The organism is Haemophilus haemolyticus M19501, assembly GCF_000222025.1.
Lineage (GTDB): Bacteria > Pseudomonadota > Gammaproteobacteria > Enterobacterales > Pasteurellaceae > Haemophilus > Haemophilus haemolyticus_G.
Genome location: NZ_AFQO01000003.1, coordinates 1 through 21,336, shown reverse-complemented (window position 1 = coordinate 21,336; position 21,336 = coordinate 1). Strand labels below are relative to the sequence as shown.

The window sequence follows — 21,336 nt, the reverse complement described above, 5'->3', positions numbered from 1 at the left end:
TTTTTTGATCTAAATATACAACAAAGGAGCAAATACAATGAAAAATGTACTTTCGATCCAATCCCACGTGGTCTATGGTTTTGCGGGTAATAAATCCGCGACTTTTCCAATGCAGTTGTTAGGCGTTGATGTATGGGCATTAAATACCGTTCAATTTTCTAATCACACCCAATACGGAAAATGGACAGGCATGGTCATTCCACAAGAACAAATCCGAGAAATTGTAACTGGACTTGATAACATTGAAAAACTACAAGAATGTGATGCCTTACTATCAGGTTACTTAGGATCTGCGGAACAAGTCGATCAAATTCTTTTTGCTTTAGAGCAAATCAAACTGCGTAATCCAAATGCGCTTTATTTATGCGATCCTGTAATGCCACATCCGAAAAAAATCTGCGTGGTTGCCAATGGTGTTCGCGAAGCACTTATTGAAAAAGCCATTCCAGTGGCAGATATTATGACGCCAAACTTACACGAATTGCGTCAGCTAACCGAATTTCCAATTAATACCTTTGACGATGTATTAAAAGCAGTGAATGCGTTGATTGCAAAAGGCGTGAAGAAAGTTCTTGTTAAACATTTAGGCAGTGCGGGTAAAATTAACGATCCTGATACATTTGAAATTATTATGGCAACCCCAGAGGGGGTTTGGCATTTAAGCCGTCCACTTTATCAATTCAACTTTGAACCAGTGGGCGTGGGCGATTTAATCGCAGGTACATTCTTAGCGAATTTGCTCAATGGAAAATCTGATGTTGAAGCTTTTGAAGCAATGAATAATGAAGTGGCAGGCGTAATGAAAACCACCTTTGAACTGGGTTCTTACGAATTACAAACCATTGCCGCACGTTTTGAAATTCTCAACCCAAGCAGCAATTATAAGGCTGAAAAAGTTGCCTAATGGACTTACTTTCAGACATTGAAAAACAACTCAAACAAACCTCTGCTCAAGGGTTTCTTATTGCCTTGAGTGGTGGTTTGGATTCCTCTGTGCTTCTTTCTTTATTTGCAAAACTTCGTCAAAAACAACCGCACTTGCAAACTTTATCTTTACGAGCAATCCACATTCATCACGGCTTAAGCCCCAATGCAGACAGTTGGGCTCAACATTGCCAAGACTTATGCGATCAATTTCAAATTCCGTTGATTATCGAGCGAGTACAAGTAGATAAAACCAATGGCATTGAGGCCGGGGCTCGTGAAGCACGCTATCAAGCCATAAAAAAACATCTTCAAACGCAAGAAATTCTTGTTACAGCGCATCATCTAAACGATCAAACAGAAACGTTTTTCTTAGCGCTAAAACGTGGCAGTGGGCTACAAGGTTTAGGCGCCATGCAACAACAAAGTGTATTATTCGGAATGTCAATTTTACGCCCATTGTTAGGCTTTACTCGCTCACAGTTAGAGGATTATGCGCAAAAAGAAAAACTTAACTGGATTACAGATGAAAGTAATGAGGATAATCGATACGATCGTAATTTCTTGCGCAATGAAATTTTGCCAGAATTACGTGAACGCTGGGCTCATTTTGATTTAGCCGTACAGCGTTCTGCTCAACATTGTTTTGAGCAACAACAGTTAATTAATGATTTATTGAGTGAAGCCTTTGCAGAACATTGTCAAATTAAAAACCAATTTAAACTGCTCCAATTTCGCCAATATTCACCCGCAAAACAGACCGCACTTTTGCGTATGTGGCTTGCCGAAAACCAATTTGAAATGCCAAGTAAACGCCAACTTACACAACTTATTAATGATGTTGTTTTTGCAAAAGAAGAGGCAAACCCTCAATTTCAGCTTGTAAATAAAGTCATTCGACGTTATCAAGATAGTTTATATTTAACTAAGCCATTTTCTGATCTAACCAAATGCTGCCTAAAATTAAAACAAAACACGTTAAGTTTACCTGATGATTTAGGCAATCTCAGTGTTCAAGAAAATGAACAAAACCTGATTTTCTACTGGCAGGATTACTCTGTTACGCTAGAAAAAACGGACTTGCCTATTTCTATCCGCTTTGGCTATTCGGGCAAAGTTAAACATCATCCGAAACGCCCAAGAGAAGAGATAAAAAAAATCTGGCAAGAATTAAGCGTGCCACCTTGGGAACGCAATCGAATCCCTTTAATTTTTTATGGCAACAAGCTAAAAAGTGCGGTCGGTTTTTTCCGTGTTTTAAAGTCAAGTTAAAGTGGCTTTACATCTAAAAATGCTTTCAAAATGTGAGCGGTAAATTCTTTTCTTAGATAAAAACCTAAAGGCAAGGTATCTATAATTTCGCCATTTTTTCCTATGCCTTTTGTCACAGAACGGCTATTTGCCCCCTTCGGGCGAAGTTGCATAACTTCCCCAATTCGAGCAGTAATTTGCTCCAATTTGCCAAGTACAATTAAATCCATCAATTCTTCCCAATCTTGTTTTAATTGACGTTCTTGTTCAGCAGTTGGTTTCCATAAAATTGGCACGCCGATATGGCGTTCACGCAATGGAATATGGCGGCTGCCTTCAATGGGCATCCAAAGTACACAAGAAAGTTTATGACGAACGTGAGAATTTTCCCATTTAACCCCTGAATTTTGTACCAACGGGGCAAGGCTCACAAAAGTGGTTTCAAGCGGATAACCCTCCGCATTAATCGGCAATGTTTTAAGTTCAACACCTAAATGGGAAAAATCCTGTTCAGCTTTACTCCCTGCCGTTGCACCTAAAGCGCGCTCTAATAACATGCCTACCCAGCCTTTATCACGTTTTAAATCTGGCGGGACAGGAATATGCAGTTCATCCGCTAACTCTCCAAAAGTTAAGCCTGCAATTGATTGCGCTTGGGAAAGTAATTGTTCAAGGGTTTGTGGAATCATTCGTGATATTTCTTAAAAAAGCGAGGCTTCGTGTTTTCAGTGCCTTTATCAATATAGGGAATTTTCTCTAACTGTAATAAAAAACGTTTTGCCTCTAAGCCACCACCAAAACCAGTTAAAGTTCGGTCTTTGCCTAAAATACGATGGCAAGGAATAATAATACTAATCGGATTACTGCCTACTGCACCTCCCACGGCACGAACAGCTTTAGGATTATTAATCCGTAACGCCAGCTCTCCATAACTTGAAAGTCCGCCATAATCAATTTCTCGCAAGGCTTGCCAAATGGCTTGTTGAAACGCTGTACCTTCTGGTTTTAAGGGAATATCTAAAAAACGCTCAACTTCCCCATTAAAATATCGTTCAAAAGCCAACCTCACTTTTTGAAAAACAGGCAATTCATCTTGCTTGAGCCATTTGGGATTAGGCGCATATTGCTCTTTTTCAAAATCAATATGTGTAATGCTTTCGCCGTCAGATAAAATCAAAAGTCGTCCGACTGGCGAGGGGTAATAAGTGTAATAAAGTGCGGTCATTTTTCGCCTTGTTTTTATAAAAGAAAAGCACACTTCGTGCAGAAGTGTGCTTTATTATGCTAAATTTTTTAACGGATTAGAAACTATAATTTAAGTTTAAGCCGTAAAGATTTGCGCTTGCTTTAGAGGTGTAATTACCTGTAACGACCACTGCACCATTTCTAATAACTTGCTCTTCTTTGAAATGAATTTTTTTACCTTTCAAATAAGCATAGCCTAAATCAACTGAAAGATTCGGGGTAAATTTATATGTAGCACCCACACTATACCAAGTACGGTCGGTATCGGGAATAGCCGCACTAGCATGTTCAGTTGCTGCAGCTTGATCATAAGCAATACCTGCTCGTAAAGTTAATTTCTCATCCACATCGTAGGTTCCACCTAGTGCTACACGCGAACTATTTCTGTAGTACATTTTCTTATGGAAAGCTTCTTTTCCATCAGCGTGATAGCTTGCATATAAGTTTTTCAAACGGCTCCAATGAGAATATTTATAACTATAGTGCATCGCAAATTTTTCAGTTAATTGGTGGAATCCTGAAAATTCTAAGTAATCAGGCAAATTAAGTTTTAAACCACCCTCTTGACCAATACGCGGAACTTGTAAACTAGTTGCCGTACGATCCGTAAAGTCAATATCTACTTTAGAATGATAAGCTAAACCAATTCGATGATTTTCATTAAATTGATACATTAAGCCTGCATTCCAAGCAAAAGTCCAAGCTGCTTTATCTTGTAATTGAGTTAGAATGGTATCTTTTTTCACATTAGCCAATGCTGGAGAAGAGAGAAGTGCTGATGCGTTAGGGGACGTTAAAAGAGTTGCAATATCTTGATTAACCATAGCTGCCGTACGTAACGCCTCTGGAACATCGGCAAGGAAACCAGCTCTACGCTCAATTTTTGCTTGAGCATAAATCGCATTCAAGCCTAAACCAGCACTAAATCCCTCAGTAACACGATAAGATCCACTTAGGTTTAAATTTAACGCGGTTAGATCTGTTGTTCCACCAAACACACCGCCATTGTATTTGTTATCGTATTCACTCTTTAAACCAAAGTTCACATTCATTCCACCACCAAGAGCAAATTTGTCGTTAATAGGTGCGACAAAATACATATTTGGCACAAGTGAGCCAGGAACCACACTTTTCTGATAAAGATCTTTTGATGAAGGTTGCAATATAGGAGTTACGTCCTTTCCAAGGATACTTAATTGAGTATTACCACTCATATTAATCTTAGAATCCACATAAACGCCACCCACAGAAAATTGATTCGTTTTAAATAAACTCATCAACGCAGGGTTAGTTGCCACGACAGAGGCATTATCTGCAATCGCCGCTTCACCAGCATAGGCGCGACCAAGCCCAGAAGTAGAAACTTCCGCCAATTGGAAAGCAGCCGCATTTGCCCCACCAGCAGCCAATAACATTGCCGTTGCTAATATAGATTGATTAAATTTTTTCATTCGGAAACCTTTGTTATAAATAAAAATCTGGGGAATTCTAAAACCCGATGCTATTGAGTGCAAATTTATTTCCTTGTTTTTATTAGAGTTCCGACCAGTTAGCGGGAACTTTTTGCATTTAATGGATTGTTTTGTTCAATTTTTGTCATTTATGGGAAAAAAGAAAAATGATAAAATACGCAAAAACATTCATATAAGGAAAAGAAAATGACAGTAAAATGCAAAGCAGAAGAATCCTTAACTTGTAGCTGTGTTGATGTAGGCACTATTATTGATGGCTCTGACTGTACTGTAGAAGTACATCAAGTTTATAGCACAGAAGCTGATGCCAATGTGGCTCTTGAACGATTAACGAAGAAAGCACGCGATACAGAAAGCGATCCTTGCGAAATTAAAAGCGAAATCGTGGCAGTTGAAAACGGTGTTCAACTAAATGCTTCTTTCACTTTTAGTTGCCAAGCAGAGGCAATGATTTTTGAACTGGCGAATCGTTAAAAACAATTAAAAATTTGACCGCACTTTTATTGAATTAGAATAGTGGACGTTTTAAAAATACGCACTATGAAAACGATTTTTAAAACGTCCACAAAATTTAATATCCCTCTTCTTGCATATTCGGCAAAAATTCTGCTTGCTGAATACGCTTTACTTGGGTACGAATTGAACCATCTGAATGTAGCTCAATTTCACGCCAACCAGGTTGTAACGTATCAAGAGAAAAATACTGGCAATCAGGTTTAAATTGAATACAAGTTGCTGGCGTTGCCATCACTTGATAACCATTCCATTCACTGTTTACTTCTTGATGAATATGCCCATACAAAATAGCTTTCACATTAGTAAAAGGCGCAAGTACTTCTGCCAATTCGTGAGAATTACGAAGATTATGTTGATCAAGCCACGCGGAATTAGTTGGTAATAAATGATGGTGTAATACAACCAACGTATAGCGTTCAGGATTTTTTTCTAAGGTTTCTTTTAATAAATCGAGTTGATGCTGGCTTAGTTGTCCGTGCGGTACACCATAAACTTGACTATCCAACAATAAAGCTTGCCAATGTTCGCCCAATAGAAGATGTTTTGCCGCGTTCATTGGTGGCTGATTTAAAAATTCTGCCATTTTAGGTTGAAAATCGTGATTTCCTGGAATCCAAAATACGGGTTTATTGAAAGGCTTCATCATTTCTACAAAACGAGTGTAACCTTCATCACTACTATCCTGCACAAGATCGCCTGTAGCAAGGATCACATCAAACTCATGATTTTCTTGCTGAATTTCCTTTAATACTTGAGCAAAACTTGCTTGTGTATTGATCCCCAATAATTCTGCACTTTCATCTTTAAATAAATGGGGATCCGTAATTTGTAATAATTTAATAACAGGCTTTTCCGTCTGATAAACAAACGCATTTTTCATTAATGCCCCCTAACTACATTTCCAACTTTGTTGTAACTGAGCATAATTTAATTGAAGCCACTGCAATCCAATCACTGCAATGCCATTATCAATTTTCCCCTCGCACATCCATTGATACGCCTGTTCACGTTTTACTACCTGTACTCGAATATCTTCATTTTCTTCAGCCAAACCGTGAATACCTTTTGCTTGTGAGCTATCCACTTCGCCTGCAAATAAATGAATCCGCTCCACTATGCCACCTGGGCTATCCCACACACTTAAACAATGCGTTAAATTTTTGACTTGAATTCCCGCTTCTTCTTCACTCTCACGCAAAGCAACTTCTTCTGGCTTTTCGCCTTTTTCTACCATACCCGCAATTAGTTCGAGTAACCAAGGCGAACGATTAGATTCTGGATGATAAGCTGCGCCAATACGAACTTGTTCGACTAAAATCACAGAATCTTCTTTTGGATCATAAGCGATAACTGCTGAGGCGGCACCTTTAATCAGTAATTCTCGGGTTACGACGCCACTTTGCCCTCCAGCAAAAAGTTTATGTTTAAATTGGATTTGTTTAAGTGTGAAAAAACCTTCATATAAAGTTTGTTCTCCCAATATTTCTATATCTTGTTGGCTAAAATGTTGAATTTCTGACATCTGTTTTCTCCAAAACTGCGCGCAAATCATACGCTTAAAAGACTACAAAAAAAATAGAAGGTTTCCACTTTTTGTTGAAAGTTTGAAGTGAGTCACAAAATAAAATACCGTGATAATTTATCAATAATCACGGCATTCTTTTTTCAGAAGTATGTAAGATAATGTTTCATTTTTACAAAATAAGCATCCTATAAAACCTTACTCACAATTTTTCCATCAGCCACTTGGGTTGTAATTAAATCCCCTTGATTGACATCTTTCACGCTAACAATAGCTCTACCTTGTGGGTTTTCCGCAATGGAATAACCTCTTGCCAAGACTTTCAACGGGCTTAAACCATCCAATTTTCCGCATAATGTTGCCAGTTTATTTTGACGCTCCGTCACTTGGCGATTTACGCAAAAATTTAACCGCACTTTTAGCTGCTCTAAGCGTTGTTGATGACGTTGCACTCGATATGGCAATGGATTTTGTTTTAAACGAGAAGAAAGTGCGGTGAATTTTTGCTGTGTATTTTCAAACTGACGCAACATAGCAAGTTGTAAGCGATACGTAAGCTGTTCATTTTTTGCTTGTTGAACGCGTAACTGATTCTGTGGATGTTGATTGTGTAATCTTAAGGCAAGCTGTTTCAAACGCTGGCTTTTTCGCGTAAATAAACGATCAAATGCCATATCTAAACGTTGCTGTTGATGGCGAAGTTGTTGCAATAATTCATCTTGATTACGACTAACTAACTCAGCCGCTGCGGAAGGGGTCGGCGCACGAAGATCTGCCACAAAATCGGCAATCGTCACATCTGTTTCGTGACCTACCGCACTGATAATGGGTAAGGTTGAACGAAAAATCGCTCGCGCCACGTTTTCTTCATTAAAACACCAAAGATCTTCTAATGAACCACCACCACGACCCACAATTAATACATCCACTTCTTGTCGCAGATTGGCAAGTTCAATCATTTGCACAATTTCTGCGGTCGCCTCTTTGCCTTGAACTGCAGTGGGATAAATAACAACTTTTAAATTTGGATCACGGCGTGCCAAAATATGCAAAATATCTTGCAATGCCGCACCTGTAGAAGAAGTTATAATCCCAACGGCTTTACTAAAGTGCGGTAGATTTTTCTTAAGATTTTGAGCAAACAATCCCTCCGCAGCCAGCTTCATTTTTAATGCTTCAAATTGCTGTTGCAATAAGCCTTCGCCTGCTGGGTGCATAGAATCAATAATAAGTTGATAATCGCCGCGAGGCTCATATAAACTCACATTGGCACGCACAAGCACTTGCATTCCATTTTGCGGACGAAAAGCAACACGCAAATTTTTCATACGAAACATCGCACAACGCACCTGTGCATTTTCATCTTTCAGCGTTAAATACCAATGCCCAGACACGGGTTGCGTAAAATTGGAAATTTCCCCCGTTAGCCAAATTTGGGAAAAATGCCCCTCCAACATCTGACGCGCGGCAGAGTTAAGTTGAGAGACGGAATAAATATTGTCTGACATAGTTTGTTATATCTTAAAGGTTAAAGATAATCCCCCTCTTTAGCAAAGAGGGGGGAAGGGGAGATTTGGCAGAGGTAAAATCAACCTCGTAAGTAATTAAACATCATTATCAAATCTCCCCCATCCCCTCTTTTCTAAAGAGGGGGAGCTTGATTATTCTATAATTACCCAACCATCATCAACCCAGTTACAAATGGAATCTAACAGCAAATCCATCGAAGTTTCAGGATCTTCGGTTTTATTCACTAAACTTGATAAAAATGCCCAATCTAAACTTTCGCCGTCAGATAAGCGTTTTAACACTTCGGTCTCAATCACATTAAGCTCATCTAACCATTCGCCGTTCGCATAAATTCGCAACGGATTTTCGGTATAAAGCAATTTACAATTGTTGTCTTGAGAAAGGAATGCGCCATCTTCTTCTAAAATTGATCGCACTTCATCAGGATCGCTCATTTCATCAGAGACTAATAACTCGTAACGACGAGAACTCACCGCACTTGCCACAGCTTGTTTAAACAACGTATCAAAAGCTTTTGAATTAGCCAATTTATCTAATAAAAGCTGTTTCATTGCTTGAATATTTTCATCTGCAAGTTTACCTGTACGTTGTTCAGACTGGCTTAAACGTAGCGGTAAATCAAACTCGCTTAAATTCAAATCAGGATCTTGATGACAAAAACCTTTGCTTATGCCATCAATCAAATTACTTAAATTTGGATAACGCAAGCCAAAAGAAAAAGTTAAACAATCATCTTCAGCCACGCCATAATGTGCCATACGGGCTGGAATATACAAAATATCCCCTGGATTCATTACTTCATCAATGACTAATTCGCCCATATCATCAAAAATTCGGATTGATTGATTTGGTTTAAATTCAGTGCTTGCATCACACCATTTACCCACTTGCCAACGACGATGACCATAGCCTTGCACTAAAAATACATCATATTCATCATAATGCTTACCAACAGAGCCACCTTTCGGTGCGTAAGACACCATAATGTCGTCACGTTGCCATTGAGGAATAAAGCCAAATTTGTTCCAAAGTTGTCCTAATTCAGGCGACCATTGCTCTAAATTTTGAACTAACACCGACCATTTTTCTGGCAATTTTTGAAAATCCTTGTCGCTTAAAGGGCTAAAAAAAACTTTCCAATCATCATGAGAAAATGTCTTCACTAAACGAGCGGTAACATCTTCATTTTGTGCAAGCTCAATAATATCTTGTGGCTCAAACTGCCCAACAATTTCAGGCAAACCGTTACGAATTACAAGTGGCTTTTTCTGCCAATAATCACGAAGAAAAATTTCTGGCGTGATATGTTCAGGTAAACAAAAATCAACAGATGAAAGTGCGGTCATTTTTAAGCTCCTTTTTCTTTATCTTTGGCTGCAGCTTGCTCTGCTGCACGTTTACGGCGAATTTCTTTCGGATCAGCAAGTAATGGACGGTAAATTTCAATACGATCGCCCTCTTTTAATACATCCGTCAATTTTATTGGACGACTGAAAACCCCAATTTTATTTGTGCTCAAATCAATCTCTGGAAATTGGCTTAAAATCCCTGATTGCGTAATCGCAGTTTGCACGGTGATTCCTTCATCAACTTGAAAAGATTTCAAATAATAACGTTCGGGAAAAGCATAAGCGATTTCAATGTTAATCTGATTCATTTTTACTTCTTCATTAAAAAATTTTAACCATTATAACGGAAAAGTGCGGTGACTTTTAATGATAAATCACGCGCAATAAATTACCCCTTTGTTTCCACCTTATAGATTGAGAATTTAAGGCTTTTTCGCTACAATACGCCACTATTTTTTACATCATCAAATAAAAATGTCAGAAATAAAACTCATTGTTGGTTTAGGCAATCCTGGCGAAAAATATGCCGATACACGCCACAATGCTGGCGAATGGCTTATTGAACGCTTGGCGTGCCGTTTTAACGTTTCGTTAAATCCTGAAAATAAATTCTTCGGAAAAACTGCCCGCACTTTAGTGAATGGAAAAGAAGTTCACCTTTTAGTGCCAACAACTTTTATGAATTTAAGCGGTAAAGCAGTTGGGGCATTAGCAAGTTTTTACCGTATTAAGCCTGAAGAAATTTTAGTGATTCACGATGAACTAGATTTGCCTGCTGGCATCGCAAAACTCAAACAAGGCGGCGGGCACGGCGGACATAACGGCTTAAAAGATATTGTGACTCAATTAGGCAATAACAATAATTTCTATCGTTTACGTATTGGCATTGGGCATCCAGGTCATCGTGATTTAGTGGCAGGTTACGTCTTAAATAAACCATCGCCGGCAGATCACGATGCACTTGAAAAAGTGTTAGATGAAGCGACTGATTGTGTAGAAATGATTTTCAAAGATGGAATGGTCAAAGCGACCAACCGTTTAAACAGTTTCAAAATTTAAAAGTGCGGTTAGTTTTACAACCGTTTTACTCAATATAAGGAAAAATTATGGGATTCAAATGTGGTATTGTCGGATTGCCAAATGTCGGCAAATCTACTCTTTTTAACGCGCTCACTAAAGCTGGTATTGAAGCCGCAAACTATCCATTCTGTACTATCGAACCAAATACTGGTGTCGTGCCAATGCCAGATCCTCGTTTAGATGCATTGGCAGAAATCGTTAAACCTGAACGCGTATTACCTACCACGATGGAATTCGTGGACATCGCAGGCTTAGTTGCGGGAGCGAGCAAAGGCGAAGGCTTAGGTAACAAATTCCTCGCGAATATTCGTGAAACCGATGCGATCGGTCACGTCGTACGTTGCTTTGAAAATGATGATATTGTACACGTTGCAGGCAAAATTGACCCACTTGATGACATCGAAACTATCAACACTGAATTAGCCTTAGCAGATTTAGACAGCTGTGAACGAGCAATCCAACGTTTACAAAAACGTGCCAAAGGTGGCGATAAAGAAGCTAAATTCGAGCTTTCCGTAATGGAAAAAATCCTCCCTGTGCTTGAAAATGCAGGAATGATTCGCTCAGTTGGATTAGACAAAGAAGAATTGCAAGCAATCAAAAGTTACAACTTCTTAACATTAAAACCAACAATGTATATCGCAAACGTAAATGAAGATGGCTTTGAAAATAATCCATACTTAGATCGCGTTCGTGAAATTGCCGAAAAAGAAGGGGCAGTGGTTGTTCCAGTATGTGCTGCAATTGAAGCTGAAATTGCAGAACTTGATGATGAAGAAAAAGTCGAGTTTTTACAAGATTTAGGCATTGAAGAACCTGGCTTAAATCGTGTAATTCGTGCGGGTTACTCACTTTTAAATCTTCAAACTTATTTCACTGCTGGCGTAAAAGAAGTACGAGCTTGGACAGTTTCAGTTGGTGCTACTGCACCAAAAGCAGCCGCAGTAATCCACACCGACTTTGAAAAAGGCTTTATCCGAGCAGAAGTTATCGCTTATGAAGATTTTATCCAATTCAACGGCGAAAACGGCGCAAAAGAAGCGGGTAAATGGCGTTTAGAAGGTAAAGATTACATCGTACAAGATGGCGATGTAATGCACTTCCGATTCAACGTATAAAAACACACAAAAAATAACCGCACTTTTGACGCATAAATCAAGGTGCGGTTTATATTTTATAAAAGGAATATTATGTCATCTATTAAATATCGTCCAGAAATTGACGGACTGCGCGCAATTGCTGTTATTTCAGTCATTATTTATCATCTTAATGAAAACTGGTTATCAGGCGGTTTTCTTGGGGTGGATATTTTCTTTGTTATTTCTGGGTTTCTGATTACGGGTATTATTATCACAGAAATTCAACAGAATTCTTTTTCGCTTAAACAATTTTATACTCGACGTATTAAACGAATTTATCCCGCTTTTATTACAGTAATGGCATTAGTGTCTTTCATTGCGTCTGCTATTTTTATTTATAATGATTTCAATAAATTAAGAAAAACCATTGAATTAGCTATTGCATTCCTATCTAATTTCTATCTAGGATTAACACAAGGTTATTTTGATTTAAGTGCGAATGAGAATCCTGCATTGCACATTTGGTCATTAGCCGTAGAAGAACAATACTATCTTATTTTTCCACTTATCCTCATTTTAGCTTATAAAAAATTTAGAGAAGTTAAAGTATTATTTATTATAACGCTAATTTTATTTTTTATTTTACTTGCGACATCTTTTGTTTCAGCTAACTTTTACAAAGAAGTATTGCACCAGCCTAATATTTATTATCTCTCTAAACCTAAGATTTCCTGAATTACTTGTAGGATCTTTGTTGGCAATTTATCATAATCTTTCAAACAAGGTTCAATTGAGTAAGCAAGTAAATAATATTCTGGCTATCTTAAGTACATTACTATTATTTTCCTGCTTATTTTTAATGAATAATAATATTGCATTTATTCCAGGTATTACTTTAATTCTTCCTTGTATTTTTACAGCATTAATTATTCATACCACATCACAAAATAACATCGTTAAATTATGTTTATCTAATAAAGCAATAGTGTTTATTGGAAAAATTTCTTATTCTCTTTATTTATATCATTGGATTTTTATTGCGTTTGCTTATTATATAACGGGCGAAAAACAAATTAATAATCAATCTATCGCTATAGTAATAGTATTAACAATAATTTTTTCAGTTCTAAGTTATTATTTAATCGAACAGCCAATTAGAAAATCAAAACTAAACTTTAAACAAAGTTTTCTTTATATTTATTTTATTCCTTCTCTTTTACTCTTAGGATTTAATCTTTATAAAAGACAAACAATACGAGCTGAAAAAGAACACATTGAACAATCAATTCCTGTTTCTAATGAAAATCATTATCCTGCTAAGGTCATTATTTTAGGTGATTCTCATTCTTCACATTTAGAAGCTTTTCTAAACTACGTGGGAAATAAAGAAGGCTGGAAAGCAGATATTTTCAAAGATAAATTTGAATGTAGCTTTATTGTGAATGAACAATATCAATTAGATCCTAATTGCCAATCTGTATGGCAGAAAGATTCTCAATATAAAGCGATATTTATTTCAGCATTTTATGACTTGAAAATGGGCGGACAACCAGTACCTCGCTTTAGACCCGAAACTTTCATTGAACCAGACTTTAAAGCGCGTTTTAAAAACACAGTGAAACAACTAGCGATGCAAAAGCCCGTATATGTTTTTGCTAATAATAGTTCAGTAAGCCGTTCTCCACTGCGTGGTTACTTATTAGAAAATTATGGACTTGAAAAATACTTAACGCCAATTCATCGTATGGGCGATATTGATGCGAGTAACAAAATTATTCATGATTTAGTCAAAGATATTCCTAATGTTTATTGGGTAGATGCTCAACAGTATTTACCAAAAGATAGTGTTATGGCAGAAGGAAAATACTTGTACGCTGATCAAGATCACCTAACAAATTTTGGTGCTTACTATATGGCAAAAGAATTTAGTAAATACCAACGAGTGATGACACCTGAACAAGTGAAAAAACTCTACGAGTAAAAACGAAAAGCGTTGAGCTATTTGCCCAACGCTTTTTTATATCTGCTTAAGTGTATCAACTAACTTTTCACCAATAGGTTTACGCCAGCCAATCAGCAGCTCAGGGAGTTTATTTTGAGAACAATTATATTTCCAAACCCATTTAATTAATTCATCCAAAGTGCGTTTACTTGCAACGATTTCAGGGGTTAAACCTGCTGGTGTTAGGCTATTCACTTTTTCTTGTAATAATTGAATTGTTTTTTTATAACGAGGATCTTCAGAAATACGTTCAATAGATTTTGGATAGTCATTAGAAGAAACACGTCTAGCTTGAGCAAGTAATTGTAGAATTTTCTTACCACGTACACGCACTTCATTTTCAGTTAATCCCATTTCTAACATTTCAGATGTATTACGTGGATTATTCTTTGCCACTTTCCAAAGATGTTCTGATTTCACAATATAAGAAAGTGCTAAATCACGTTCTATTGCCACGTTTTGTCGCCACTGTGCCAAAATTCTTAAACGAGACAATTCTAATGGATTTAATTTCCAAGCATTTGGAATATCCAAATAGGCTTTTTCTGAATCTCGCTCTTGTAATTTATGCGTTTTAGCAAGAATAAGTTCGCAATCATCTCTTACTGCTTGTTCCCAAGGTGTTTTAGCTAACTCTTTTTCAAGAATATGATAAAGTGGCAACAAATACCAAACATCGCCTGCGGCATATTGAAGTTGAATATCAGAAAGGGGGCGTTTGATCCAATTGGTGCGAGTTGCGCCTTTATCGATTTCTACATTTAAATATTGTTGTGCTAATTTTGCCAAGCCTGCGGATGTGCCAAGCCCAAGAAATCGCGCCATAATTTGCGTATCAATCATTGGGCATGGAAGCTGATCAAATTCTTGTAAGAAAACCAATAAATCTTCACTACAAGAATGTAAGACTTTTAATACTTTAGGATTGGCTAACAATGCGATAAAAGGAGAAAAATCCGTAATCGCTAAAGGATCAATTAAAGAGACGCGCTCGCCATCATAAAGTTGGATTAATCCCAACTTAGGAAAATAAGTGGAAACACGCATAAATTCTGTATCTAAGGCGACCGCACTTTTCTGTTGGGCTAAATTACAAACTTCTAATAGCGCAGCATTATCCGCAATGACCCTAAAGTGCGGTGGATTTTGACATTCTTTTATCATAGTGACTTTTTATTTGAAAAGAACAAAAATGGGATATTGCTATCCCATTTTGACATTAATGTTTTGAACGTTTTGCGATCTCTTCATCGCGTAAAACCCGACGTAAAATCTTGCCAACATTGGTTTTTGGTAGTTCGTCTCGGAACTCAATTTCTTTTGGCACTTTATAGCCTGTGAGATATTGACGACAATGGTTGCGAAGTTCATCACGAGTTAAGCTATCGTCTTTTTTCACCACAAAGATTTTTATCGTTTCGCCAGAAACTGCGTGAGGAACACCAATTGCCACAGCCTCAGCCACTTTGTAATTCAGCATAACGACATCTTCAATTTCATTTGGATAGACATTAAAGCCAGAAACCAAAATCATATCTTTTTTACGATCTACAATGCGTAAGCTATATGATTCATCCATAATGACAATATCGCCAGTTGCCATCCAACCATCTTTTAACACTTCACTGGTTGCTTCTGGTCGTTGCCAATAACCTCGCATTACTTGATCGCCTTTCACCCATAATTCGCCAGCTTCGCCAATTTTTGCATCAGAGCCATCATCTTTAATGATTTTTATATCTGTATTTGGCACTGGCACACCAATAGTGCCATTATGTTTCACAACATTAATCGGACAAGCGGCGATTAATGGCGAACATTCCGTCATTCCATAACCTTCAATGATGTTACAGCCCGTCAATTCGTGCCAACGTGTTGCTACAGACTGTTGAATAGCCATACCGCCCCCTACAGAAAGTTTTAAAGCTGAAAAATCAACTTCTTTGAAATTTTCATTATTTAACAAGGCATTAAATAAGGTATTCACACCAGTGATTGCTTCAAAACGATATTTTTTCAATTCTTTCACAAATCCTTCAATATCTCTCGGATTAGTAATTAAGATCGCCGTTACACCTAACTCTAAAAATAATAAGCAGTTTACGGTTAAGGCAAATACGTGATAAAGAGGCAAGGCTAAAATGGCAGAACGAGTGCGAGAATGATCACCAATAAATGGTTCTGCAATCCATTTTGCTTGGAAGACATTGGTTATAATATTTCCGTGCGTCAGCATTGCACCTTTCGCTACACCAGTTGTGCCGCCAGTATATTGTAAAAAGGCTAAATCTTCGCGTTCCATCTCAGGACGAACATATTGTCGATATTTACCAATACTCAATACTTCACGGAACGTCACTGCGTGCGGCAATTTATATTTTGGCACGAGTTTTTTCACATATTTCACGACAAAATTGACTAAAGTACGTTTACCAAATGAAAGTTGATCGCCCATTCGGGTAAGAATAACGTGTTTAACATTGGTATTGAAAACGACTTTTTCCAAGGTAGAAGCAAAATTTGATACCACGACAATTGCTACCGCACCACTATCTTGCAACTGATGCTCTAATTCTCTCGGTGTATAAAGAGGATTCACATTTACTGCAATTAAGCCAGCACGCAAAATGCCAAAAAGTGCGATGGGATATTGCAATAAATTTGGCATCATTAATGCCACGCGATCCCCACGCTGAAGTTTAAATTCATTTTGCAAATATGCGGCAAATGCACGACTGCGCTCTTCTAATTTACGAAAAGTAAGTACTTGCCCCATATTAATATAAGCGGGGCGATCTGGATGTTCGCGCACAGCTTTGTCGAACATATCCAAAATAGATTCATATTTTGAGGTATCCAGAAATTTTTCAGAGCCTTCTGGATAATTTTGAAACCAAATTTTTTCCATTTTTTATCCTAATTTGTTGGAAAATCTTTAAGATTTTATCATTTAATTCAAATAATAGCGAATTTCAGGCTGAACATACCAAGGACGATGTCTCCATCTAAAAAATCCCCAATCATCGTCTTCATCCCAATCATCTGTTGGATACTCATAAGTAGTACTGAGTGTCCAAATACGGTATTTATCAGGTTGAATAACAGGATAAGTATAATCAGCTTGTTCGATCTTGCCTTTCTCTGTTCCAATTAATTGCCCACCTACAGTAATATAACGCTCTTTTAAATTTTCAGGGTCCACAAAGCCGTTGAAATACACGATGAAGCGGCCATCCGATTGAAATTCAACGAATGGTTTACCTGAAATTGATGACACCGGCAAACTTAACACTTCAATTTTTGTTTGATTTGGTAAAACGGTCGCTTGAACAATTTTCCCTCCAAGTCGAACAGTTTTACAATGACAGGTTAAATCTTTAGGGGAAATCTCGCGATAGGAATTAATAGAGAATCGCTCTTCTTCTAACCCTTTCGGCGGTGCCATACAGCCAGTCAATCCCAAGCAAAGTGCGGTAAAAAATAAGGTGATTTTGCCTTTCATTTTCTATCCTCCAGTTATTTAAACTTATTCACGTCCTGGTAATTTTTTCCAAGTAACCTCGTTTCGCAAATAAATCGGTTCAATCTCTAAAGCTGAAATTGTGCGTTTTTGCCAGTATTCTACTCGTGCAAGCTCCAGCATATATAATGCATTAGGCAACGCTATATCTGAGCTTGTTAGATTTTTTTCAGTAAATTGAGAATACGCTGCCCAACCAGTCCCGACTCTAAATGCATTATCATCTCGAAGCTGTTTAATAGCTTGTTCTGGGGAACAAACTTGTTCAGTTATGATTTCTCGCCATTGAAAAAATTCCCCGACATCAGACCGCACTTTTTCTCTTACTAATTGAGAAAAATAAACTTCGTTCATTCTCGCATCAATCGCTGAAACGACATTTTCTGCTTGATGTAATTCAAATGCTGCCTGTGCCATTGCGGTTAAATTTGAAATAGGAATGACAGGTAAATCCGCACCAAACGCTACACCTTGTGCAATCCCAGCACCAACACGAACGCCCGTAAAACTACCCGGACCACGCCCGAAGGCAAGGGCATCAACTTGATTTAAACGTAAACCTGAATTTGCCAAAATTTCATCAATCATGGGTAAAATTCGTTTGGTGTGAGTGCGTTGAGCAAGTTCATTAATATGTGTTTTCTCACTACGATACAATAAAGCGACAGAACAAGCTTCAGTTGAAGTATCTAGCGCCAATAAAGTTAAATTTTGCATTATTATTCTCGTTTATTTATTTTGTAAGAATTGTATCACTTTGTTGAGATCACGGGTACGACTTGAGTTAGGTAAACTTTTCAAAAATGTTTCGCCATAATTGCGCATTACTAATCGATTATCACAAATAATTACAACACCACGATCTGTAACATCGCGAATTAAACGTCCTACGCCTTGTTTCAACGTAATCACCGCTTCAGGAATTTGAATGTTATTGAATGGATCGCCACCTTGTAAACGGCAATCCTCGATACGGGCTTTCAACAAAGGCTCATCTGGCGCAGTAAAAGGAAGCTTATCAATAATGACTAAAGAAAGTGCATCGCCGCGCACATCTACACCTTCCCAAAAGCTAGAGGTTGCCACCAAAACGCTATGCGTTTCTTTTATAAATTGTTCGAGTAATTTGCCTTTTGAGGTTTCGCCTTGTAATAAAATCGAAAGATGACTTTTTTCACGGAAATATTCAGCTAAACCACGCATCATTGAATAAGAAGTGCAAAGAACAAAACAACGCCCTTTGTTTGCTTCAATCACGGGTAATAACATTTCGCCTAGTGAATTTAATGTATTCACTTGATTGGTATTCGGCAAATATCGAGGCACACAAAGCAAAGACTGCTCAGAATAATTAAAGGGACTCGGTAAAATTTTTTGTGTCGCATTTTCAATACCTAAACGTTGGCAGAAATGATTAAAAGTTCCACCTACTTCTAATGTCGCAGATGTGAATATCCAAGCCGCTTCTTTCGCTTCGAGCTGAGCACCAAATTTATCGGCTACTGTCAATGGCGTAATATGTAAACCAAACTGGCGACCATTTCCTTCATACCAATAACAATAACCTACAATATTTGTTTCAGATAAACGCTTGAGCTGAATCTTAATGGATTCAACACGCTCAAAAATACTATCCAAAGTTTGGGAACGACCAAGTGCTAATTTAATTACCTCAGCTAAAAAATCTATTTTCTCCTGTAATAATTCAAAGGATTTTTTCACCGCACTTTGCGTGTAAAGCTCACGCCAATTTCCTCGAACATTACTCCCATTACCCAGTAATAAACGAAAATCTTGTACAACCTTCAGTAAGGTATCAGATGTTGTACCAAGCTGCTGCATATCTTTAAGTTCTGTGCGATAGACAATATTAATATCCTTACACAAATCAAAAAGCTGTCGTGATGTCAAAGATTGGCCAAAATATTGACTCGCAATATCTGGTAACTGATGAGCTTCGTCAAAAATAATTACTTCTGCATTTGGAATAAGTTCGCCAAAACCACTTTCTTTTACAGCCATATCTGCAAAAAATAAGTGGTGATTAACCACAACCAAATCAGCATTTAATGCTTTTTTACGCGCGCTTGCTACATAACATTCTGAATAATTAGGACAATCTGTACCTAAACAGCTTTCCGCTGTACTTGTCAGTTGAGGAATAATTGGGCTATCTTCTGCAAGCTCAATACATTCTGTGAAATCGCCTGTTTTAGTACTATTGTTCCATGTACGTACTTTACTTAATTCGGCTAAAACAGACTTATCTCCAAGCACACCTTGAGCAATCACTTGCTCTAAACGTTCTAAACAAAGATAGTTTGCTCGACCTTTTAGCAACGCAATTTTTCCCGTGAAATTAAGGGCTTTTTTAATAGCTGGAAGATCTCGATTAAAAAGCTGATCTTGAAGATTTTTAGATCCTGTAGAAATAATAGTTTTTTTACCAAAAACTAAAGCAGGCGCGAGATATGCAAAGGTTTTTCCTGTACCCGTTCCAGCTTCAATGATAAGGGAAGATTTATTTTGGATTGACTCGCCAACAGCATGGGCCATTTCAATCTGCTCAGTTCGAGGTCTAAAACCTTTGATACTCTGACTTAATTCGCCATTAACAGAGAAAATATTAGAAATGCGATCTTGATAATTCATTAAATTAGAAAAATATAAATTTTTATTAGTTTAACAAACTTATAAAAAATCGTATATGAAGATAGTTGTTTTATTAAAACTAAAATTAGACTCTTATTTGATTAAATCATGAATAGATTATAAAAAACAAAAACCCCAGCTGTTCAACTGGGGTTCTTCTGTTTTTATTTAATTTAACTTAGATAAGTATTTGGTAACCTGGCGGTGCCCTACTCTCACATGGGGATGCCCCACACTACCATCGGCATTACAGCGTTTCACTTCTGAGTTCGGTATGGTGTCAGGTGGGTCCACCGCACTATCGCCGCCAGGATAATTCGTTGATAACTTGTCTTTATCTTTCGCTACTCAGCTCTTCCTCTACCTTTCACTCGTTCTTATTGGGCACAAGCTGAACATTTAGTTTAGTTAATTTCTTTTTCTTTCACTCTGTTTTCCAAAAACACTTGAGCGTTGTATAGTTAAGCCCCTCGGGCAATTAGTACAGGTTAGCTCAATGACTCACATCACTTACACACCCTGCCTATCTACGTCTTAGTCTTAAACAACCCTTACAATCTCTTAGATTGGGAGAACTCATCTCTTGGCAAGTTTCGTGCTTAGATGCTTTCAGCACTTATCTCTTCCGCACTTAGCTACCCGGCAATGCGTCTGGCGACACAACCGGAACACCAGTGGTGCGTCCACTCCGGTCCTCTCGTACTAGGAGCAGCCCCAACCAATTCTCCAACGCCCACGGCAGATAGGGACCGAACTGTCTCACGACGTTCTAAACCCAGCTCGCGTACCACTTTAAATGGCGAACAGCCATACCCTTGGGACCTACTTCAGCCCCAGGATGTGATGAGCCGACATCGAGGTGCCAAACACCGCCGTCGATATGAACTCTTGGGCGGTATCAGCCTGTTATCCCCGGAGTACCTTTTATCCGTTGAGCGATGGCCCTTCCATTCAGAACCACCGGATCACTATGACCTACTTTCGTACCTGCTCGACTTGTCTGTCTCGCAGTTAAGCTTGCTTATACCATTGCACTAACCTGACGATGTCCGACCGTCATTAGCAAACCTTCGTGCTCCTCCGTTACGCTTTGGGAGGAGACCGCCCCAGTCAAACTACCCACCAGACACTGTCCGAGACCACGTTTCGTAATCTTCGTTAGAACATCAAACGTTAAAGGGTGGTATTTCAAGG

Annotated in this window: 18 protein-coding genes, 2 rRNA genes and 1 pseudogene; 6 read left to right on the top strand and 15 right to left on the bottom strand. The window is 38.0% G+C overall.

Going from position 1 to position 21,336, the window contains the following annotated elements; genetic code table 11:
• Nucleotides 1–37 precede the first annotated feature (37 nt).
• Both pdxY and tilS read left to right on the top strand, forming a co-directional pair.
• Nucleotides 38–904 carry a pyridoxal kinase gene (gene pdxY, locus GG9_RS07860; protein WP_005630043.1) on the top strand — a complete coding sequence of 289 codons (867 nt, stop codon included), beginning with the start codon at nt 38–40 and terminating at the stop codon, nt 902–904.
• The gene (tilS, locus tag GG9_RS07865; RefSeq protein ID WP_005630042.1) at nt 904–2,196 is read left to right on the top strand and encodes a tRNA lysidine(34) synthetase TilS; all 1,293 of its coding nucleotides are present in this window, start codon (nt 904–906) and stop codon (nt 2,194–2,196) included. The genes pdxY and tilS overlap by 1 nt, the downstream gene beginning before the upstream one ends.
• Here tilS and mutH read toward each other — a convergent pair.
• The 3 genes from mutH to GG9_RS07880 all read right to left on the bottom strand — a co-directional run bounded on the left by mutH (nt 2,193) and on the right by GG9_RS07880 (nt 4,871).
• Nucleotides 2,193–2,864 (bottom strand): DNA mismatch repair endonuclease MutH, encoded by a 672-nt coding sequence (mutH, locus tag GG9_RS07870; protein WP_005630040.1) that lies wholly within the window; start codon nt 2,862–2,864, stop codon nt 2,193–2,195. The genes tilS and mutH overlap by 4 nt on opposite strands.
• The gene (locus GG9_RS07875; RefSeq protein ID WP_005630038.1) at nt 2,861–3,400 is read right to left on the bottom strand and encodes a methylated-DNA--[protein]-cysteine S-methyltransferase; all 540 of its coding nucleotides are present in this window, start codon (nt 3,398–3,400) and stop codon (nt 2,861–2,863) included. The genes mutH and GG9_RS07875 overlap by 4 nt, the downstream gene beginning before the upstream one ends.
• Before the next feature lie 76 nt (nt 3,401–3,476).
• A complete protein-coding gene (locus GG9_RS07880) occupies nt 3,477–4,871 on the bottom strand; it encodes a porin (RefSeq protein ID WP_005630036.1) in 1,395 nt (464 codons plus the stop codon).
• A gap of 207 nt (nt 4,872–5,078) precedes the next feature.
• Between GG9_RS07880 and GG9_RS07885 the strand changes: the two genes are divergently transcribed.
• Nucleotides 5,079–5,366, top strand: a complete 288-nt coding sequence (locus GG9_RS07885) for a YfcZ/YiiS family protein (RefSeq protein WP_005630034.1) — start codon at nt 5,079–5,081, stop codon at nt 5,364–5,366.
• A 97-nt stretch (nt 5,367–5,463) separates the two neighbouring features.
• Here the strand turns inward: GG9_RS07885 and cpdA are convergent, their stop codons facing one another.
• The 5 genes from cpdA to GG9_RS07910 all read right to left on the bottom strand — a co-directional run bounded on the left by cpdA (nt 5,464) and on the right by GG9_RS07910 (nt 10,117).
• Nucleotides 5,464–6,288 (bottom strand): 3',5'-cyclic-AMP phosphodiesterase, encoded by an 825-nt coding sequence (gene cpdA, locus GG9_RS07890; protein ID WP_005630031.1) that lies wholly within the window; start codon nt 6,286–6,288, stop codon nt 5,464–5,466.
• Between the two features lie 9 nt (nt 6,289–6,297).
• Complete coding sequence (nudF, locus tag GG9_RS07895; RefSeq protein WP_005630028.1) at nt 6,298–6,930, bottom strand: ADP-ribose diphosphatase; 633 nt, start codon at nt 6,928–6,930, stop codon at nt 6,298–6,300.
• 188 nt (nt 6,931–7,118) lie between these two features.
• On the bottom strand, nt 7,119–8,438 hold the full coding sequence (gene xseA / locus GG9_RS07900; RefSeq protein ID WP_005630025.1) for an exodeoxyribonuclease VII large subunit: 1,320 nt from the start codon (nt 8,436–8,438) through the stop codon (nt 7,119–7,121).
• A 153-nt stretch (nt 8,439–8,591) separates the two neighbouring features.
• Nucleotides 8,592–9,806, bottom strand: a complete 1,215-nt coding sequence (locus GG9_RS07905; protein WP_005630021.1) for a ribosomal protein uL16 3-hydroxylase — start codon at nt 9,804–9,806, stop codon at nt 8,592–8,594.
• A gap of 2 nt (nt 9,807–9,808) precedes the next feature.
• Nucleotides 9,809–10,117: an RnfH family protein gene (locus tag GG9_RS07910; RefSeq protein WP_005630019.1), complete on the bottom strand. Its 309-nt coding sequence runs from the start codon at nt 10,115–10,117 to the stop codon at nt 9,809–9,811.
• 166 nt (nt 10,118–10,283) lie between these two features.
• Here GG9_RS07910 and pth point away from each other — a divergent pair, with 166 nt between their 5' ends.
• The 3 genes and pseudogenes from pth to GG9_RS0108430 all read left to right on the top strand — a co-directional run bounded on the left by pth (nt 10,284) and on the right by GG9_RS0108430 (nt 13,949).
• The gene (gene pth / locus GG9_RS07915; protein ID WP_005630016.1) at nt 10,284–10,868 is read left to right on the top strand and encodes an aminoacyl-tRNA hydrolase; all 585 of its coding nucleotides are present in this window, start codon (nt 10,284–10,286) and stop codon (nt 10,866–10,868) included.
• A 47-nt stretch (nt 10,869–10,915) separates the two neighbouring features.
• The gene (gene ychF / locus GG9_RS07920; RefSeq protein ID WP_005630014.1) at nt 10,916–12,007 is read left to right on the top strand and encodes a redox-regulated ATPase YchF; all 1,092 of its coding nucleotides are present in this window, start codon (nt 10,916–10,918) and stop codon (nt 12,005–12,007) included.
• A gap of 72 nt (nt 12,008–12,079) precedes the next feature.
• Nucleotides 12,080–13,949, top strand: a pseudogene (locus GG9_RS0108430) (acyltransferase family protein).
• A 36-nt stretch (nt 13,950–13,985) separates the two neighbouring features.
• Here GG9_RS0108430 and rnd read toward each other — a convergent pair.
• The 7 genes from rnd to GG9_RS0108420 all read right to left on the bottom strand — a co-directional run.
• Nucleotides 13,986–15,134: a ribonuclease D gene (rnd, locus tag GG9_RS07925; RefSeq protein ID WP_005630008.1), complete on the bottom strand. Its 1,149-nt coding sequence runs from the start codon at nt 15,132–15,134 to the stop codon at nt 13,986–13,988.
• Nucleotides 15,135–15,189: 55 nt separating this feature from the next.
• The gene (gene fadD / locus GG9_RS07930; RefSeq protein WP_005630005.1) at nt 15,190–16,878 is read right to left on the bottom strand and encodes a long-chain-fatty-acid--CoA ligase FadD; all 1,689 of its coding nucleotides are present in this window, start codon (nt 16,876–16,878) and stop codon (nt 15,190–15,192) included.
• Between the two features lie 42 nt (nt 16,879–16,920).
• A complete protein-coding gene (locus GG9_RS07935; RefSeq protein ID WP_005630004.1) occupies nt 16,921–17,472 on the bottom strand; it encodes a Slp family lipoprotein in 552 nt (183 codons plus the stop codon).
• Nucleotides 17,473–17,496: 24 nt separating this feature from the next.
• Nucleotides 17,497–18,207: a tRNA (adenosine(37)-N6)-threonylcarbamoyltransferase complex dimerization subunit type 1 TsaB gene (tsaB, locus tag GG9_RS07940; protein WP_005630003.1), complete on the bottom strand. Its 711-nt coding sequence runs from the start codon at nt 18,205–18,207 to the stop codon at nt 17,497–17,499.
• Nucleotides 18,208–18,219: 12 nt separating this feature from the next.
• On the bottom strand, nt 18,220–20,142 hold the full coding sequence (locus GG9_RS07945) for a DNA repair helicase YoaA (RefSeq protein WP_005630002.1): 1,923 nt from the start codon (nt 20,140–20,142) through the stop codon (nt 18,220–18,222).
• A gap of 196 nt (nt 20,143–20,338) precedes the next feature.
• Nucleotides 20,339–20,454: ribosomal RNA gene (gene rrf / locus GG9_RS0108425) — 5S ribosomal RNA — on the bottom strand.
• Nucleotides 20,455–20,599: 145 nt separating this feature from the next.
• Nucleotides 20,600–21,336, bottom strand: a 23S ribosomal RNA gene (locus GG9_RS0108420); the annotation flags it as partial.

Coding starts and splice junctions, on each gene's coding strand:
- pdxY (WP_005630043.1), top strand. CDS start 38: ATGAAAAATGTACTTTCGATCCAATCCCACGTGGTCTATGGTTTTGCG.
- tilS (WP_005630042.1), top strand. CDS start 904: ATGGACTTACTTTCAGACATTGAAAAACAACTCAAACAAACCTCTGCT.
- mutH (WP_005630040.1), bottom strand. CDS start 2,864: ATGATTCCACAAACCCTTGAACAATTACTTTCCCAAGCGCAATCAATT.
- GG9_RS07875 (WP_005630038.1), bottom strand. CDS start 3,400: ATGACCGCACTTTATTACACTTATTACCCCTCGCCAGTCGGACGACTT.
- GG9_RS07880 (WP_005630036.1), bottom strand. CDS start 4,871: ATGAAAAAATTTAATCAATCTATATTAGCAACGGCAATGTTATTGGCT.
- GG9_RS07885 (WP_005630034.1), top strand. CDS start 5,079: ATGACAGTAAAATGCAAAGCAGAAGAATCCTTAACTTGTAGCTGTGTT.
- cpdA (WP_005630031.1), bottom strand. CDS start 6,288: ATGAAAAATGCGTTTGTTTATCAGACGGAAAAGCCTGTTATTAAATTA.
- nudF (WP_005630028.1), bottom strand. CDS start 6,930: ATGTCAGAAATTCAACATTTTAGCCAACAAGATATAGAAATATTGGGA.
- xseA (WP_005630025.1), bottom strand. CDS start 8,438: ATGTCAGACAATATTTATTCCGTCTCTCAACTTAACTCTGCCGCGCGT.
- GG9_RS07905 (WP_005630021.1), bottom strand. CDS start 9,806: ATGACCGCACTTTCATCTGTTGATTTTTGTTTACCTGAACATATCACG.
- GG9_RS07910 (WP_005630019.1), bottom strand. CDS start 10,117: ATGAATCAGATTAACATTGAAATCGCTTATGCTTTTCCCGAACGTTAT.
- pth (WP_005630016.1), top strand. CDS start 10,284: ATGTCAGAAATAAAACTCATTGTTGGTTTAGGCAATCCTGGCGAAAAA.
- ychF (WP_005630014.1), top strand. CDS start 10,916: ATGGGATTCAAATGTGGTATTGTCGGATTGCCAAATGTCGGCAAATCT.
- rnd (WP_005630008.1), bottom strand. CDS start 15,134: ATGATAAAAGAATGTCAAAATCCACCGCACTTTAGGGTCATTGCGGAT.
- fadD (WP_005630005.1), bottom strand. CDS start 16,878: ATGGAAAAAATTTGGTTTCAAAATTATCCAGAAGGCTCTGAAAAATTT.
- GG9_RS07935 (WP_005630004.1), bottom strand. CDS start 17,472: ATGAAAGGCAAAATCACCTTATTTTTTACCGCACTTTGCTTGGGATTG.
- tsaB (WP_005630003.1), bottom strand. CDS start 18,207: ATGCAAAATTTAACTTTATTGGCGCTAGATACTTCAACTGAAGCTTGT.
- GG9_RS07945 (WP_005630002.1), bottom strand. CDS start 20,142: ATGAATTATCAAGATCGCATTTCTAATATTTTCTCTGTTAATGGCGAA.